Annotated in this window: 16 protein-coding genes; 7 read left to right on the top strand and 9 right to left on the bottom strand. The window is 48.4% G+C overall.

Annotated elements, in window-relative coordinates; all coding sequences use genetic code 11:
- The first annotated feature begins 79 nt into the window (after positions 1-79).
- The 5 genes from egtC (at position 80) to AC5I6P_RS22780 (ending at position 5538) form a co-directional block, all read left to right on the top strand.
- A complete protein-coding gene (gene egtC, locus AC5I6P_RS22800; RefSeq protein ID WP_495696058.1) occupies positions 80-874 on the top strand; it encodes an ergothioneine biosynthesis protein EgtC in 795 nt (264 codons plus the stop codon).
- Positions 843-2093, top strand: a complete 1251-nt coding sequence (locus AC5I6P_RS22795) for an SUMF1/EgtB/PvdO family nonheme iron enzyme (protein WP_495696057.1) — start codon at positions 843-845, stop codon at positions 2091-2093. The genes egtC and AC5I6P_RS22795 overlap by 32 nt, the downstream gene beginning before the upstream one ends.
- A 134-nt stretch (positions 2094-2227) precedes the next feature.
- Positions 2228-3259 carry an L-histidine N(alpha)-methyltransferase gene (gene egtD, locus AC5I6P_RS22790; protein ID WP_495696056.1) on the top strand — a complete coding sequence of 344 codons (1032 nt, stop codon included), beginning with the start codon at positions 2228-2230 and terminating at the stop codon, positions 3257-3259.
- A gap of 637 nt (positions 3260-3896) precedes the next feature.
- The gene (locus AC5I6P_RS22785) at positions 3897-4526 is read left to right on the top strand and encodes a hypothetical protein (RefSeq protein ID WP_495696055.1); all 630 of its coding nucleotides are present in this window, start codon (positions 3897-3899) and stop codon (positions 4524-4526) included.
- 118 nt (positions 4527-4644) lie between these two features.
- On the top strand, positions 4645-5538 hold the full coding sequence (locus AC5I6P_RS22780) for a carbohydrate ABC transporter permease (protein ID WP_495696054.1): 894 nt from the start codon (positions 4645-4647) through the stop codon (positions 5536-5538).
- Here the strand turns inward: AC5I6P_RS22780 and AC5I6P_RS22775 are convergent.
- The 4 genes from AC5I6P_RS22775 to AC5I6P_RS22760 all read right to left on the bottom strand — a co-directional run bounded on the left by AC5I6P_RS22775 (position 5530) and on the right by AC5I6P_RS22760 (position 9055).
- On the bottom strand, positions 5530-6420 hold the full coding sequence (locus AC5I6P_RS22775) for an alpha/beta fold hydrolase (RefSeq protein ID WP_495696053.1): 891 nt from the start codon (positions 6418-6420) through the stop codon (positions 5530-5532). The two genes, AC5I6P_RS22780 and AC5I6P_RS22775, sit on opposite strands and share 9 nt — an antisense overlap.
- 128 nt (positions 6421-6548) lie before the next feature.
- The gene (gene frp / locus AC5I6P_RS22770; protein WP_495696052.1) at positions 6549-6869 is read right to left on the bottom strand and encodes a fluorescence recovery protein; all 321 of its coding nucleotides are present in this window, start codon (positions 6867-6869) and stop codon (positions 6549-6551) included.
- A 126-nt stretch (positions 6870-6995) separates the two neighbouring features.
- The gene (locus AC5I6P_RS22765) at positions 6996-7955 is read right to left on the bottom strand and encodes an orange carotenoid-binding protein (protein ID WP_495696051.1); all 960 of its coding nucleotides are present in this window, start codon (positions 7953-7955) and stop codon (positions 6996-6998) included.
- 338 nt (positions 7956-8293) lie between these two features.
- The gene (locus tag AC5I6P_RS22760) at positions 8294-9055 is read right to left on the bottom strand and encodes a ferritin-like domain-containing protein (protein WP_495696050.1); all 762 of its coding nucleotides are present in this window, start codon (positions 9053-9055) and stop codon (positions 8294-8296) included.
- A 175-nt stretch (positions 9056-9230) separates the two neighbouring features.
- Here AC5I6P_RS22760 and AC5I6P_RS22755 point away from each other — a divergent pair, with 175 nt between their 5' ends.
- Positions 9231-10805 carry a bifunctional pantoate--beta-alanine ligase/(d)CMP kinase gene (locus tag AC5I6P_RS22755; RefSeq protein ID WP_495696049.1) on the top strand — a complete coding sequence of 525 codons (1575 nt, stop codon included), beginning with the start codon at positions 9231-9233 and terminating at the stop codon, positions 10803-10805.
- A 205-nt stretch (positions 10806-11010) separates the two neighbouring features.
- Here AC5I6P_RS22755 and AC5I6P_RS22750 read toward each other — a convergent pair whose 3' ends face one another.
- Complete coding sequence (locus AC5I6P_RS22750) at positions 11011-11196, bottom strand: hypothetical protein (protein ID WP_495696048.1); 186 nt, start codon at positions 11194-11196, stop codon at positions 11011-11013.
- Positions 11197-11469: 273 nt separating this feature from the next.
- On the opposite strand from AC5I6P_RS22750, the gene recF reads away from it, so the two are divergent.
- On the top strand, positions 11470-12594 hold the full coding sequence (recF, locus tag AC5I6P_RS22745; RefSeq protein WP_495696047.1) for a DNA replication/repair protein RecF: 1125 nt from the start codon (positions 11470-11472) through the stop codon (positions 12592-12594).
- Between the two features lie 132 nt (positions 12595-12726).
- On the opposite strand, the gene crcB (AC5I6P_RS22740) is transcribed toward recF, so the two are convergent.
- The 4 genes from crcB (AC5I6P_RS22740) to AC5I6P_RS22725 form a co-directional block, all read right to left on the bottom strand.
- Positions 12727-13134 (bottom strand): fluoride efflux transporter CrcB, encoded by a 408-nt coding sequence (crcB, locus tag AC5I6P_RS22740; RefSeq protein ID WP_495696046.1) that lies wholly within the window; start codon positions 13132-13134, stop codon positions 12727-12729.
- A gap of 37 nt (positions 13135-13171) precedes the next feature.
- Positions 13172-13570, bottom strand: coding sequence for a fluoride efflux transporter CrcB (gene crcB / locus AC5I6P_RS22735; protein ID WP_495696045.1), 399 nt, complete (start codon positions 13568-13570; stop codon positions 13172-13174).
- An 88-nt stretch (positions 13571-13658) separates the two neighbouring features.
- Positions 13659-15299 carry a hybrid sensor histidine kinase/response regulator gene (locus AC5I6P_RS22730; protein WP_495696044.1) on the bottom strand — a complete coding sequence of 547 codons (1641 nt, stop codon included), beginning with the start codon at positions 15297-15299 and terminating at the stop codon, positions 13659-13661.
- The gene (locus tag AC5I6P_RS22725) at positions 15296-15844 is read right to left on the bottom strand and encodes a methanogen output domain 1-containing protein (protein WP_495696043.1); all 549 of its coding nucleotides are present in this window, start codon (positions 15842-15844) and stop codon (positions 15296-15298) included. The genes AC5I6P_RS22730 and AC5I6P_RS22725 overlap by 4 nt, the downstream gene beginning before the upstream one ends.
- Between the last annotated feature and the right edge of the window lie 227 nt (positions 15845-16071).

The raw sequence follows: 16071 nt of genomic DNA, 5'->3' as shown, positions 1-16071 counted from the left end.
CGGCAGTCCCATTCGGCAGAACTTAAAAAATCGTGCCAGAATCGAGATTCAAATTTGTTTTTTTAATTCTCCTTAACTTATGTGCCGTTTACTGGGCTATTTAGGGTCTCCAATTTCGTTGGAGCAAGTTCTTTCTCAACCTGAACACTCCTTGATTGTCCAGAGCTATCAACCGAAGGAGATGAAGTCAGGAGTCGTGAATGCAGACGGCTTTGGCGTCGGTTGGTATGATTCTGATCGTGAGTCAGAGTCATTCACGTACAAGAATACTGTGCCAATCTGGAGTGATGTGAATTTGCCGAGCTTAAGTCGGTATGTCGAATCGCACTGTCTGTTGGCAAATGTTCGGAGTGCCACCGCCGGAATTGCCGTAGATTTGAGCAACTGTCAGCCGTTTCAGTATGGTCAAATTTTGAGTATGCACAATGGGCTTATCAAAGATTTTCGGCACACGTTGTATCGTCCGATCTGCGATCGCTTAAGTGATGCAGCCTACCAATGGGTTAAAGGATCAACCGATTCAGAACACATGATTGCACTGCTGATCGATGAGCTTGAGACGAGTTCTACGCTGATCCAAGCATTGCACCACATGCTAAAGGTGCTGACCGAGCTAGGCGAAAAACATCAAACGCCGTTTTCTGCCAATTTCATTCTCAGTGATGGTCAGCAGCTCGTTGGATCTCGCTATGCTTACCAGCTCGATTCCCCTTCGCTTTACTATTTGAAAGATGAGCCTGTGAAAGATCACTCAGTCTCTAACTCAGTGCTGATTGCATCAGAACCTCTGTTTGAGGGAAATTGGGAGTCGTTGCCCGATCGCTGCCTTTTTACCGTACATCATGACCTCACGATCGATATCCAGTCTGTCTAATTCTGTTGTGCAAACCCTTCGAGAGTGCCGAAAAGCAACTTTGGCGCTCTTTGAAGACGTTGATTACGACACTTTTTGCCGACAGGCGCATCCAGACTTTAGTCCGATTGGCTGGCATCTCGGACACATCGCTTATACCGAAGCGCTGTGGGTTCTGCAACGCTACGCAGGCGAGCCGCCGATTCGAGGCGATCATCGCTTGTTTGCTCAAGACGGATTGCTGAAGCGCGATCGCGTGCATCTTCCGGCGATCGCAGAAGTTGTAGACTACATGGATACGATTCGATCTAGGGTGCTTACCTATTTAGAGGTCGCTCCTCTAGAGAAACAAGAACGCCTGTGGCGATGGTTGATTCAACACGAGAGCCAACACGCAGAGACGATCGCCATTGTGCTGGCGTTATCTCAACTGCCAACCGAGCCGAACACGGACGCAACGACTGATTGGATCAATGAGACGAATTGCTCTGCTTCAGAAGGGGACATGGTTCTGATCGAGGCGAGCTATTTCGAGCAAGGAAGCGACTCGATCGACGCCATGGATAATGAACGTCCGGTTCAACAGGTTTACTTAGAAAACTATTGGATCGATCGCTATCCGGTCACGTGTCAGGAGTATCGTCTATTTATCCAAGCAGAGGGCTATCGCGATCGACAGTGGTGGTCAGAGGAAGGGTGGAACTGGCTGCAAGCGACCCAGACTCAGTTTCCGTTGTATTGGACTGATGATCCGGTTTACGGCACTCATCCAGTTTGTGGTGTCAGTTGGTATGAAGCAAGTGCCTACGCTCGCTTTGTGGGGAAGCGGTTACCGACGGAGTCAGAGTGGGAGAAAGCAGCGAGTTGGAATTCGACAGCGCAAACCCGCTTGACTTATCCGTGGGGCAACGCAGAACCGGAGCGCACGCATTGTAATCATCAGCATGGGATCGGCAGGACTACGCCCGTCGATCGCTATCCTCAAGGGCAGAGTCCTTGGGGATGTTTTGATATGCTGGGTAACGTTTGGGAATGGACGGCAACTTGGTTTGTCGGCTATTCAAACTTTGAGTGCTTCCCCTATGCGGGATATTCTCAAACCTATTTTGACAATGCCCATCGAGTGTTAAAGGGAGGCAGTTGGGCGACTCGGCGGTGGGCGATGCGAAATTCGTTTCGCAATTGGTATCATCCGCACGTTCAACAAGTTTTTGCAGGCTTTCGATGCGCCAAATCGTAGAGAATCGATTCGCCCTATGATCGGTTGCAGTACGAACCGATGACCGCACCTTTGCATTCGTGCAGCCGTTGCGATCTCAGTTGGAACTGTCGATTAAACCCACGATTAGTGCATTGAGGAGTGATTTCAAATTTATGTCAACATCTCCATCGATTGATCAATCTAAACTGCGTTCAGTTGAACACCGATTACGTTTAGAGCATCTTGTTAGTCCGACCGAGCCATCCGACGATGAACTGCATCCGGGCAGCGATGTAGTACGCGGACTGACCCAAACGCCGAAGACTCTGCCAGCCCGATATTTTTATGACGATCGCGGCTCCGAATTGTTTGAGCTGATCTGTGAGTTGCCAGAGTATTATCTAACGCGAACCGAAACCGAAATTTTGCAGCAGTATGCAGGCGCGATCGCAGAGATCACGGGAGCTTGTGAACTGATCGAATTGGGAAGCGGCAGTTCGACTAAAACAAGAATCTTACTGGATGCTTATCAAGACTCAGGGCAAGAATTAATTTACTGCCCGATTGATATTAGCGCTGGCATTCTAGAGAGCAGCGCTGAGCGGTTGTTGCTAGATTATCCCGACCTTCACATTCACGGATTCATCGGAACCTACGAACTAGCACTGCAAAAGCTACCAGATAGCGAACTGCCAACCCGCGTGATCGGATTCATTGGCAGCACACTAGGTAACCTCAACCCGCAAGCCTGTGACCTCTTTCTGCAACAGATTACAGATGCGCTGAAACCAGGAGAATATTTTTTGCTGGGCATCGATTTACATAAAGCGAAAGCCCAACTTGAAGCCGCTTACAACGACAGTCAAGGCATCACCGCCGAGTTTAACTTAAACATGCTGCGGCATCTCAATCGTCGGTTTGATGGAGATTTTGATCTGACCCAGTTTGAGCATGTTGCGGTCTACAACGAAGCGCAGCGACAGGTTGAAATGCATCTCAAGAGTCTACGATCGCAGACTATTCATCTCAAAGCATTGGATCTGACGGTCGAGTTTGAAGCGGGCGAAACCATCTTGAGCGAAATTTCCCGCAAGTTTGATCTCGATAAGATGCAGCATCTGCTGGAGTCAAAAGGCTTAATGCCGATCCGCGTTTGGACAGATCAGAATCAATGGTTTAGCGTCTTGCTGTGCCAACTGAAATAGTGCCAGCCCAGTGAACAGCAGAGAACGATGTAGCAGATGGTTCCAGCGCTCCGTAAAGACAGATGATGCCCATTAGTCCGTTCATCTGCTACATCCGTTCCAACATCCACTGCCAACAAGACGTGCGTAAGTCTTATACCAATTCCCTAAGTAGTCGCTACAGATCTTGGTAAAGACGCGATTAATCGCGTCTTTACGTGAGGAGCATATGTAGCAAGATTTTTTAGAAACGGTATTAGAAGCACGACTGGGAAATGAATTTATTTCAGTAGCATTTAATTAGGGCAGATGTATTACGGAGTGACACGCTTGTCTGCCCATTCTGAGATGGGGGGGAAAGCAGCAGAACCAGAAATTGCTGCGTCAGCCCTGTAAACTTGAGGATTGATGGAATCTAGATTCAAAATTGTTGCTAAATCGATAAATTTGAATGACTCATTTTGACAAACTTGTATAAACTGAAGTAGAGAAATGGGGAATTGTGTCTTTGAATAGTAAGTAGGTATCTTAAACAACTGCGATCCTACGTAAGCAATTGAGTGCCAATTCATGAAACTTCCTGGATTGCGCCCCGTAAGCTGAATGACTACCAAAGACCGTTTGCAAACAGTTCCAATCCAGAGAAGGTGAAGAGGAGATGAGCGACACAACATCATTTTTAGGAGGCGCAGCGATCGCCGGACTCGCAGCAATGGTGTTGCTGCGGGGAGGTGTGTCTGCTAATGCGCCTGCCCTTCCTTCGTCGCCGCTAACCCCGATTCAACCCTATCCCACCATTCCGACTTATCCATCACCGGGAATGTATCCACCGGGCGCAGCGGCAACACCAACGAACGACTATGATAAGCAGCGCTTGGAGGCAGAGCAACTGCGATCGCAGGTCGAGCAGCAGCGCACGCAGATCGAGCAGCTAAAAGCCCAAACTCAAAGTCAGCAAGCTTTTATTGAAACACTGACTGCTCAGAACAAGGGCAACGGCGTGTCAGCCCTTCCGGTGCGACCGACCGCCGTTCCAACACCTAACGCTGAAACCGCCAATCCGGTCATGAATGGCTTGATGTGGGCCGTAGGAGGAATGATTCTCACCTTTGGAGGCGGGATCGCGCTCGTAGCCATGTTTGCGCTATTTGCCAGACAGCAGCGCCCTTCTCGCACGGTTGAAGTGTTTCATGAGGACTATCCAAACTACCTCACGGCACGACGGCGATCGCAAGCTCTCCCTGCTAGACGAGCGATCAGGCGCGTTGAAGCCGAAGACTTTGAATAGTCAAAGAGAACAGTCAAAGACTGCAAATTAAAGAATCTTTGGCAAACCATAATAGCGAAGCGGTAAAGTGTGAGAGTGTTTTTTGTCATACAGCTTCTCAGGCGTTGCCCCGTTTGCTATGAAGACCCTCCGCAGTTGGTATCCCGCTCAGCGTCATCTCACGCCCTATTTCTTTTTACTGCCCGCGCTGATCATCTTAGGAATTACGGTCTTCTATCCGGCGCTGCAAGCGTTTTATCTCAGTTTTACGCGCTACGACCTCATCGATGAACCACAGTGGATTGGTTGGGCAAACTTCAAGCGCCTAGCCGCCGATGCGCTCTTTTGGCAAACCCTACGCAATACAATTTTGTACCTCGTGTGTGTTGTGCCCATTCTCGTGATTGCCCCGTTGGGACTGGCAATTCTCGTGAATCAAAAACTTCGAGGCATTCGCTGGTTTCGCGTCGCCTACTACACGCCGGTCATCATTTCAATGGTCGTCGCAGGCATTGCCTGGAAGTGGCTTTATGCGGACAACGGCTTGCTCAATCAAACACTGCAAGCCTTGGGTATACCCGCTATTCCGTGGTTAACCGATCCAAGCTGGTCGATCTTTAGCGTCATGGCCGTCACCGTTTGGAAAGGCTTGGGATATTACATGGTGATCTATCTTGCCGGACTGCAAGCTATTCCTGCCGATTTGTATGAAGCTGCTGCGATCGATGGTTCCGATGGCATTCGTAAGCATTGGGACATCACAGTTCCGCTGATGCAGCCCTACTTGCTGTTGGTCGGCGTCATTTCGGCAATTTCTGCAACTAAGGTATTTGAAGAAATCTTCATCATGACGCAAGGCGGCCCGCTCAATAGCTCCAAAACGATTGTGTATTATGTCTACGAGCAAGCCTTCAAGAACCTAGAAATTAGCTATGCCTGCACGATCGGACTCGTGATGTTTTTGATTATTTTGTCACTGTCGATCGTGCGGTTAGGTATCCAACGGCTGACAGACGATCAGCCGCTAAGCTAAGCCAGTTACCCAATCGCCAATCAAGGTATTCACTTGATCGGGAACTTCATCATGTGGACAGTGACCCGCGTTCAGATAATACTCCGTCAATTGCGGGTGATAACTCCGGAACTTTTCGCCGCGCGATCGCGCATTAATCCACGGATCACCTTCCCCCCAAATCATCAGAAGCGGTCTCGTCAACTCTCCCAACAAAACATCGACCTTTTCACCTTGAGGCGTGCGAAACACAGAAGCAAACACCTTGTCCGCCCCGATATCCGCTGAAGGACGATAAATGTCTTCAACAAGTTGGTCGGTAATGGCGCTCTGATCGAGATACACTTTCTCTAGCGTTTTGCGAATCACAGACTTCTGACGCACATACTGGAACAGCAACCAACTTGCCCAGTCTTGCTGAAACAGGGTCGTCACCACATTTCCCATCACCTGCCGAATCGGATCTGGTTTCGTTGTGCCTTGAATATCGGTAAAGGGGCCCGCACTATTAATCAAAATCAATCCTGCCGCCGACTGGGGACGCTGCGACGCAACGCACAGCCCCACATAGCCACCGAGCGAATTCCCCGCCAAAACTACAGGCTGACCAATTACATCCGTAATGAACTCATGCAACTGATCGCGCCACAAATCACCGCTGTACTCCCATGCAGGTTTGCTTGAGCGACCAAATCCCAACAGATCAATCGCCCACACTTCAAACTGCTCGCTCAGTCCAGCTACATTCTTCCGCCAATGATCGGTCGAAGCTCCGAAGCCATGAATCAATAAAAGAGGTGGGCGATCTGAGCGACGCTCACCTGCTTTTACGTAATAAATTTGTTGTTGCCGCCAATTCCAATACTGTCCGGGAATCGCGGTAACAGAGGGCGCAACCTGCATGACGCATCACAATAAACTCACTGCTACTTATTCTAAGTCTTGCAAGAGGTACATTTGACAACAAGGCAGGGCGGAAATCTGCAATGGCAGGGTGTTGAAGAATTAGCAAGGCGGATGACTAACCAAAATTACATGCGCGCAAGTGCTGCTATCTTAGTCAGCTTGCCGTGATCGAGTCCTTCTAGTTCATCTAACTGTAGCCATCCCTCTTTGACCAACCCAGCAAAGACAAAGATGAGAACCGAATATCGGTAGTCATATTTACCATCGATCTCGTGTCGTTTTGCACTTAGAAAATCGTGTAGACGCCACACATCGTCAAGCCCTGCGATCGCACTCGCTTTTGCGCGAACGTCTTCAATTAAGGCATCAATTTCTCGTTTGTAAGCTTTCTCAAACGCGGCTTGAGCTACCTTTTTCTCGGCTGTAGACCACTCAATTTCACTCACTCTCATCACTCAATCTAAAATCTACCTGTCACTCAATTCGGATAAACGCCCTCCGAAATGATGGAGCGCTCCTTTAGAAAGGAGCGCTCGCTGATCATTCGCGATGGACTCGTGCTTCACGATTCCCTAGCGAACTAGATTTAGCAGTTCTTTGGGAGACGCCAGCAAATCAATGGCGACGAAGAAGATTTTGCCTTCGGGATTGATCAAAAATCTCCACGCCATATTCATCCCGACTGCCGCTCCAAACCAAGGGGTTTGCACTTTACCTGTCACCTTCACTTGAGTGTAGCCATCTTCTGCTGGCTCAGAAACACCCCGCTCTGGAAGCAGCTTCAGGTTCTGACACTCTTCCCGGAAGAAGCGCATAATCGCCTCTTTGCCAACGATCGGTCTTTGGAACGGAGGCTGTAATGCCCCATCTGGCACAAACAGCGTGATCAGGGTGTCGAAGTCATTCGCATTCAGGTTGTTCATATAGTTCAACACCGTTGCATTATTGATGCCTTCGATGTTGACCTTTGTGCGCTGTGACAGTTCGGTAGGAGCAACAACCGGTTCGGAATATCTGGTGCTGCCGTCTAGTTTGTTTGGATCAAATCCCATATCGACGACAGAGTTCCGCAAGACAGTGATTTGCTGACCTTGATCCATTTCTCTCAAAGATTGCAGCACTGCCGATGCATTCGCCGAAAGCTGATAGCCTGCCGGAATTGGAGCGACGACCCCTTGTTCCATCCACTGCCCAAGCTGATACCAAAATCCTAATTTGATGTTTGGCGACCAAGCGGCGTAGGTGCGGCAGATAGGTGTATCAGCATGGTTTGCCAAGTCGCACATGACCTGCGTTTGCTCAGGAAAACTCATGGTTTTGACCTGCTCTAGAACTCCTTCTGCAAACTGCATACTCGCTGCGCCTGGAGCCGCGATCGTAATCGTCTTACCCATTTCAAGAAACGCGAACCAAGTCCATGCCAGTTGGTCTTCAGCGCTGAGCTGATTGAATCTAGCCGTTAGAGCCGGTACTGCATCAGCCGAGAGAGTATTCGGAAAAATACTGCGGGCTGAGTCGAGGGTAATAGGCATAGTAGAAATTTACCATTACTGAATTTTACAATCGGCAAGAATTGGCAAGAAAGTAATACCAAATCCTTTGAAGAAGCGGATTTATCTCCCAAACAACAAGATACATAAAACTTTACATAATGTAAAGTTTCTTAACGGATATTGTTTGCGTTCTTAAAAAGGAATTTATCTCAATGAGTCCAAAACGCTGGATTTTAAGGGGATGACGAGCAGAGCCGCTAAAAAATGGATGTTAACAACGCTGCTCAGAATTACCTGAACAAGGTTGCCAACATCCATCATCTGTAAACTATTTATTTGTGAACTATTAACTGAAGTATCAACTTTGCCAGAATGTCTTACGCAGCAACTTGTTCTGCCGCTCGCACCTCTTCCATATCAACGGGAGAGCCTTCTTCGGTCATCTGACCCATATCACCGCCCTTCTGAACAAAGTTTTGCACCGTTGCCATTAGCGCATTCACTTTACGAGTCCGCCATTCATCAATCAGCTGCTGCGTTTTAGCGACTCCTAAGCGACGCTCTAGAGTTTCGCGAAGATAGGCAGCATGACCTGTTTCATCCTCAGCGACGCTCAGAATGCCTTTCTTGAGATTGGCACTGACCGGATCAATAGGTAATGCGTTAGCAATTCGCACAAAGTCTTTACTCGCGTCAAACTCCAAAATATAAGTACTTGCCAGAAAAACCGTCCAATCGATGTTTTGAGGCTTCAAGTCGTCTTGAGAAAACCCCTTAAAATAAGCCGCAAAAAACGGGCTACGCTTTTGCTCATCGGGTCGCCCGTCTACCATCTTCTTTTGTTGCAACTTAGTGAAATCAATCACTTTCTTATTCAGTTGCTTTAGTCCGTGAGCAAAGATCTGACCGTGACGCTTCTCATCTGAGGCATGTTTATCTAAGCGCACAGCTAACCAGTCATCACCTTCTGCTTTCGCGCGATCGCGCAATGCTTCTAAAAACGGCACCGATCCTGATTCTGCCATCTGAAAACCCGCGAGGACATTGGGACGGCTTTTGGGGTCGCGCACACTGCTGGAGGTGATGTAAGCGATCGCACCTGAACCCGCAATGTGAAGCAGTTGAGTCAAGAAGTTCATAGATGGAGGCAGTATAGAGGAACTACTCATTATGGTAACGTCACTCTTTTGAGCACGAAACGCTCAATGCGCGTTTCCACAAAATCGCTAGACAGAAATCTGATTGTTCTCGGTCAGTGGCAAATGAATTCTATACACTTGAGAAGACAAGATTAAGGACTTCCTGGGGGTTCCGGTGCGGCTGTTTTCGACTGTGGCAGGATTGCGGTGTTACTTAGATCTCAGTCAGGGGAAACAGCCTCGATCCAGCGATTCCCCGTCGAATCCAGTTCCAACCCCCGCCCTTCAGATCGGCTTTGTGCCGACGATGGGAGCCTTGCACGCTGGACACCTGAGTTTGATGGAGCGCGCCAAACGAGAAAACCAATTGGTGATCGTGAGCATTTTCGTCAATCCGCTTCAGTTCGCACCGAACGAAGATTTTGGGCGCTACCCCCGGCCATTAGAGCGCGATCGCGCCCTCTGTGAAGAGGCAGGCGTCGATGTTCTCTTTGCCCCAACGCCTGAGGAAATGGGCGTCACTGCCTCGACTCAGACCTATGTTCAGCCCCCCAAAGCGATGATGTTGCGCTTGTGCGGCGCATTTCGTCCCGGTCACTTTGAAGGCGTCGCCACAATTGTGACAAAACTCTTAAATTTGGTACAGCCCGATCGCGCTTATTTTGGGCAGAAAGACGCTCAGCAAGTCGCCATCATCCGGCAATTAGTACGAGATCTGAACCTACCCGTTAAGATTGTTGCGTGCCCTATTATACGAGAAGCAAACGGACTCGCCCTAAGTTCCCGGAATCAGTACCTGTCTGATGAAGAAAAAATACAAGCTGCCACGCTTTATCAAGGTTTAGCAACGGCTCAAAAACTGTTTCGCACAGGAGAGCGTTCGAGTGCTAACTTAGTTCAGGCAGTAAAACTAGAACTGGCGAACGTCCCCGTGATTCATCCCGAATACATTGAACTCGTTGACCCTATGACTCTCGAACCTTTAGAAACCGTGACCGACGAAGGCTTGTTAGCGCTAGCGGCTCGAATTGGCTCAACGCGATTGATTGACAATTATGTATTGCGTGACCGTAAACCCATTATTGCGATCGACGGTCCTGCGGGAGCCGGAAAATCGACCGTTGCTAAAAAAGCGGCTGAGGTTTTAGGGTTGTTCTATCTCGACACGGGCGCAATGTATCGGGCGCTGACGTGGTTTCTTCTGCAATCGGGCGTCGATCTGAGCGATGAACCAACGGTTGCAGAATTAGCGAGTCAGTGTCACATCGAGTTTGTGAATACAACACCAACGCCTTCTGTATTTGTGAATGGTGAAGATGTAACGCAAGCCATTCGGGCTCCAAGGGTAACGGCACGAGTGTCTGCGATCGCGGCGCAAGGATCAGTCCGGGAAGCGCTGGTAAAACAGCAACAAAATTACGGGCGGCGCGGCGGAATTGTGATTGATGGTCGCGACATCGGAACGCATGTCTTTCCCGATGCGGAAGTAAAGGTGTTTCTCACGGCGTCCATCGAAGAGCGGGCACGACGCAGGCAAGTTGACCTGAAGAATTTGGGTCAACCGGACGTGAACTTGAGCGAATTAGAAGCCTCGATCGCAGAGCGCGATCGTCAAGATAGTACTCGCGCCATTTCGCCTCTCAGAAAAGCGGACGATGCGATCGGGATTGAAACCGATAATCTCACCATTGATCAGGTGTTGGATGCGATCGTGACACTCTACCAAAAGACTGCAAGCGTTCTGGCCTAGCGACGACTGAGCTCTAGAACAAAATCCCGTAGAACCACGCTTTACCTAAACGTGCTACGGACATGACCGTGAAAACGACCGAAGGTTGAACACCTACAAATTAAACACATACAAAAATGCCCTAGACCTCTTAAAGATCTGGGGCATTTCTGTATCAAGACAATTCACTAAAGCTTGTCTAAAACCGGCGATCTGAACGAGAGTGTTACAGATCCGCAGCGCCTTCGCTGCCTCTGTTCGCGCCTTCTTGATCAGTCTCAGATGACTCATCCCGATTGTCGTAGCGTCTTCTTGACGACATGCGACCATTATTTGTGCGTTTGCGGAACTTACGAGCGTAAGCTTGATTACGAAGAGCTTTTTCTTTCTTTTGGTTACGGCGTTTAGCCATGTTTACCCCTTTTACGACACCTTATAGATGCAAGACATGCAAATAGCCATTTTAAAGGATTGGCGGAGAGTTTTAACAATTCTCAAAACTTTTAATTGAAAAATTTCTGCCTAACGGGCTGAATCGTAGATCAAGAGATCGTAATCATCGCGCTCAATGTCAGTTGAGTTTACGAATGAATCCTCGATCGCTAGGATAGGCTTCTGTGCTTAGACTCAACGAAAGCCCTCAGATCAAGTTGTCAAGGTTCAGATCGTGATATAACCATTACCCATGTATCTTCGGTCTTTGCATCTCAAACATTTTCGCAATTATCAGGATCAGTCGGTTCAGTTTACGGCCGCTAAGACGATTCTGATCGGCAACAATGCTCAGGGTAAGTCTAATTTACTAGAAGCGGTTGAATTGCTGTCGTCATTGAAGTCTCATCGGACCTCCCGCGATCGCGACTTAATTTTAGACGGAGAACTGCTCTCCCACGTTAGCGGACAGCTTGACAAAGACACGGGCAGCATCGAACTCGCAATGACACTGCGGCAAAATGGACGACGCACGGTGGCGCTCAACGGCGTCTCCCTGCGTCGTCAACTCGACTTTCTTGGCACGCTGAATATGGTGCAGTTCTCTAGCCTAGATCTCGACCTAGTGCGGGGCGGCCCCGATCAGCGCCGTCAGTGGCTTGATTCTCTGCTGGTTCAACTCGAACCCGTCTACGCTTATGTCCTCCAGCAGTACAACCAAGTCCTGCGCCAGCGCAACGCCCTGCTTAAAGCGATCCAGAAAGAAGCACTCCAAACTCCTTCATCCGAACTGGCACTTTGGGATGCCCAACTTGCGATCGCCGGATCTCGCGTGATTCGTCGCCGTGCTAGAGTCCTGAATCGATTGGTTCCTTTTGCGCGATCGTGGCATCAAGCGATTAGCGGCAGTACAGAGGTGTTAGAAATTCGCTATGCCTCAAACGTAACGGCAGACGAAGATACTCCGGAAGCGCTGCAAAAAGCGTTTTTAGAGAAAATTCAGCAGCGATCGCTTCCAGAGCAGTATCAAGGCACGACGCTGGTTGGACCGCACCGCGACGAAGTGGACTTTACCATTAATCAAACTCCCGCTAGGCAATACGGTTCTCAAGGGCAACAGCGCACGTTGGTGTTGGCCCTCAAGCTTGCCGAGCTTAAATTAATCGAAGATGTGATCGGGGAGCCGCCGCTACTGCTACTCGATGATGTTCTCGCCGAACTCGACCTCAATCGTCAAAATCAGCTTTTGGAGGCGATTCAAGATCGATTTCAAACGCTAATTACGTCTACTCATCTCGGCTCTTTCGATGCTCAGTGGATCAAGTCTGCTCAAATTCTAGAAGTGAAAGCAGGAGCGCTGGAGCAAGAGGCGTTTTAGCCGTTCGGGTAGAATCGTAGCAACTTGTTGTCATTTGACAAATATCGTCAGAGCTAGCTTAGAAGGTGCTGGTCAAGAGTTGTGAAAGGATTTTGCAGAGGGAGTACTATGCAGACAGATACCGCAATTATGCTAAGTCCTTTGAACACTCGATCTGGCTAGAAAGACACCCATTTGGACACCAATCATCCCCACGATCGCACTGCCAGCCCAATAAATTAACAGCATCGTGATATCGCCTTTATCTAAGAAGCCTTTTGATTCCAAACCATAAGTTGAAAATGTGGTATACGCACCACAAAATCCTGTTGTAGTCATCACTCGCAGTTCAGGCGAGATGCTGCGAATATTCTCAAACGCTATGGTCAAGATATAAGTAATCAAAAAACACCCCGAAACGTTAATGAAGAAGGAACCGTAGAAGCCAAGATCTCTTCCAAAAATAGCTTCTGCAAATTCGGTTATGTAGAAACGACTCAACGCTCCAAAAACTGCCCCAATCGCCACGCTGAGCGATAAATGCCCCCTCAAAAAATCCATTCCTTTGACCTCAAAATCGATAGTGTGTTTTATGAAATTACTTCACAACGAAATTGGCGATCGCGGCTCCTAGAATTACTGCTACCAAACCTAGGGTGGCACTGCCTGCCCAGTAAAAAACCGTAGCAAGTTTTTGTTTGCTACGCCATAGAGTTAAAGTATCAAAGCCGTAGGTTGAAAATGTGGTGTAAGAGCCTAGAAATCCAGTTCTAATGAGTAGATCTAGTTCCTTGGGATAGCCTGTAATTGTTTTAGAAATTGTGAAAAAGAAACCTATTGCCAAACATCCCGTCAAGTTAATGACAAATGTTCCATAGGGGAACTTTGTCCCATATTTTGCTTTTGTCCATTCTGTTAAGTGATACCGAGACAACGCTCCAGGAATCGCACCGATCGCAATGGCTAACACATTAAGCAAAGTAACATTTTGCAGCAATTAACACACTCCTCAAGACAGCAGATCTAGCTCACCTGAAAGTTTTAGAGTGGAGTACTCCACTCTAAAACTTTCTTCAAATACTCGTTCAGCTCCTTCCAACTCGTCCAGTCAGGTTGGCAATCACTGCAACTAATTCAGCCGCTTCAACAGGTTTAGCGACATGAGACTGGAAGCCTGCTAAAAGTGCGGCTCTGCGATCCTCTGTTCTAGCGTAGGCTGTTAGAGCGACGGCAGGAATACGTCCACCTTGCTCTGGCGGTAATGCTCTGACTTGACGTAGCAACTCATAGCCATCCTTATCTGGCATACCGATATCGCTGATTAACACATGGATTGAGGAAGATGCTTGCGTCAGCACCGCGATCGCGGCGGTGGCTGAATTAGCTGCTATCACTTCGGCTCCACACATTTCTAGGGTGTAGGTGAGGAGATCACGGGCATCAGCCTCATCATCAACAATCAGTATCTTCAGTCCATCTAATCTGGGCGAGAAGTCAAACGAACGGGTGCCTCCTACAGCAGGATGCACCCGTTCTGCTTCATGAATCATTGGGGTGATAATCATGACTGGCAGGTTTACAGTAAAGGTTGCTCCTTGCCCTTCTCCAGGACTCTCAACATGTACAGTTCCGCCATGTAACTCCACTAATTGGCGGACGATCGCTAACCCCAACCCTAATCCACCAAACGCTCGCGTGATCGAACTATCTGCTTGACGAAAAAGATCGAACACAAACGGAAGGAATTCAGCACTAATGCCTTGCCCTGTGTCGGTTACACTGATTTCAACATGGGAATTAATTCGTTTCAAACCAATCTGAACCCGCCCACCTTTAGGAGTGAACTTAATCGCATTACTGAGGAGATTCCAAACCAGCTGTTGTAACCGCTCGGTATCTCCTAAAACAGGACCAGCAGATGGATCAAGCACCGATTGCAGCCGAATGTCTTTTGCATCGGCAGCAGGTTGCACCGTATCAATGACGGATTCGATCACGGCTAAAAGCTCAACCGTTTGAACATTCAGGCGAATTTTGCCAGTGATGATACGTGAAATATCAAGCAGGTCATCAATCAATTTAGATTGAGAGCGGGCGTTGCGCTCGATCGTTTCTATGGCACGATTCATTGTTGTTTCGTCTGGCTTCCGGGCAAGCAGCACGTGAGACCAGCCAAGAATCGCATTCAGGGGAGTCCGTAGCTCATGGGAAAGGGTTGCGAGGAATTCGTCTTTCAATCGGTTCAATCTTTCGGCTTCCGCTCGCGCCATTTGCTCTCGTACTAAAAGCTGCGATCGCTCTTCCTCTGCTCGTTGACGCTCTCGTACTTCTTTTGCCAATTCATCAATTTTCTTGTTGAGGAGAACAAACCGGCGGCTGGCTGATTCTCTACTTTTTAAGCGCAAGAAAATTAGCGCAGGCGAGTCAGGTGACCAGGGACGCAGAACTGCCCCTTCACAACGGCACAAGCAAGATTGGTCATCACTGGTATGGAACGTTAATGAGCCAAACACCATATTCCGGCTTCTGGAGCAAGAACGCAAATACTGCTTTACAGTGCCAGGAGCATTCGTAACTAGAGCAAAGAGCTGTTTTTCCTGGAGTGTTGAACGGCCTAGCAGTTTAGTGAATGCAGCATTGACAGCAACGATCTGCCCCTCTCCCGTCACTAGGAGTGACGGTTCTGGCAAGAGTCGGGCGAACTCGAGAAACTGTTCAGGCGTCAATCCTCATTTTCTCCTTTGAAGTATTCATATCCGTCGCTTTCTTCTGCTTCTGGAGTTGGCTTTAAGTAGACCACGACTCTGCACCCCGGAGCACCCATTGCGATCGTCTCTTGCAGTTGTACTTTGGCATAGCCGAGATTCTCAGCAGCAATAGAGCCGAATACGTTTGAGGTCATCATACACAGGGCAGGGCGATCGACAACTTTTTCGGCAAACGGGCAAATGCGGTTTCCAAAAACGATCTTTTCATCTGTTTGCTCAATGACAAAAAAGTCGCCTTGAATTCGCTTCTTCAAATCCACAAGAACGTCAGCAACTTGCTCTCGTGTTAAATTAGGCACCTTTAAAGCTGTTTTATAGTCCTGATTAATTTGTCTTCCCATGTTTTGACCAACCACACTAATAAATCCGGCGGCTTCCTCTAAGCCGACGACATCCTGTAGCGTGCCAGCTAATTCCTTAATTAGCGTGCGTAAAAAGAGGTCTCGTTCCAAGGGGATATTGAGATCCTGGATTAGCGTTTCAGCCTCAAAAGAAGTGGTCATAGCGTTTTTTAATGAAGACGAGCAGAAATTTCGACAGATGAAGCTGCCCCTACAGTTAGCAGCCACCGTTTATTGTAGAGATTTTATTGTAGAGATATTTTAGAGATTTGAACGATTTATGTAGCGCGAGTAACAACTTTGGCTCTAGCTCTGTAAACGCTACCGGATATCCTTCACCTGCTCCAGTTTGGATTTTGCTGCTCCACTGGGTTTACCACAACAGTTAC

The organism is Myxacorys sp., assembly GCF_059501405.1.
The sequence above is the reverse complement of the archived record's forward strand: the minus strand, read 5'-3'. Positions and strand labels throughout refer to the sequence as shown.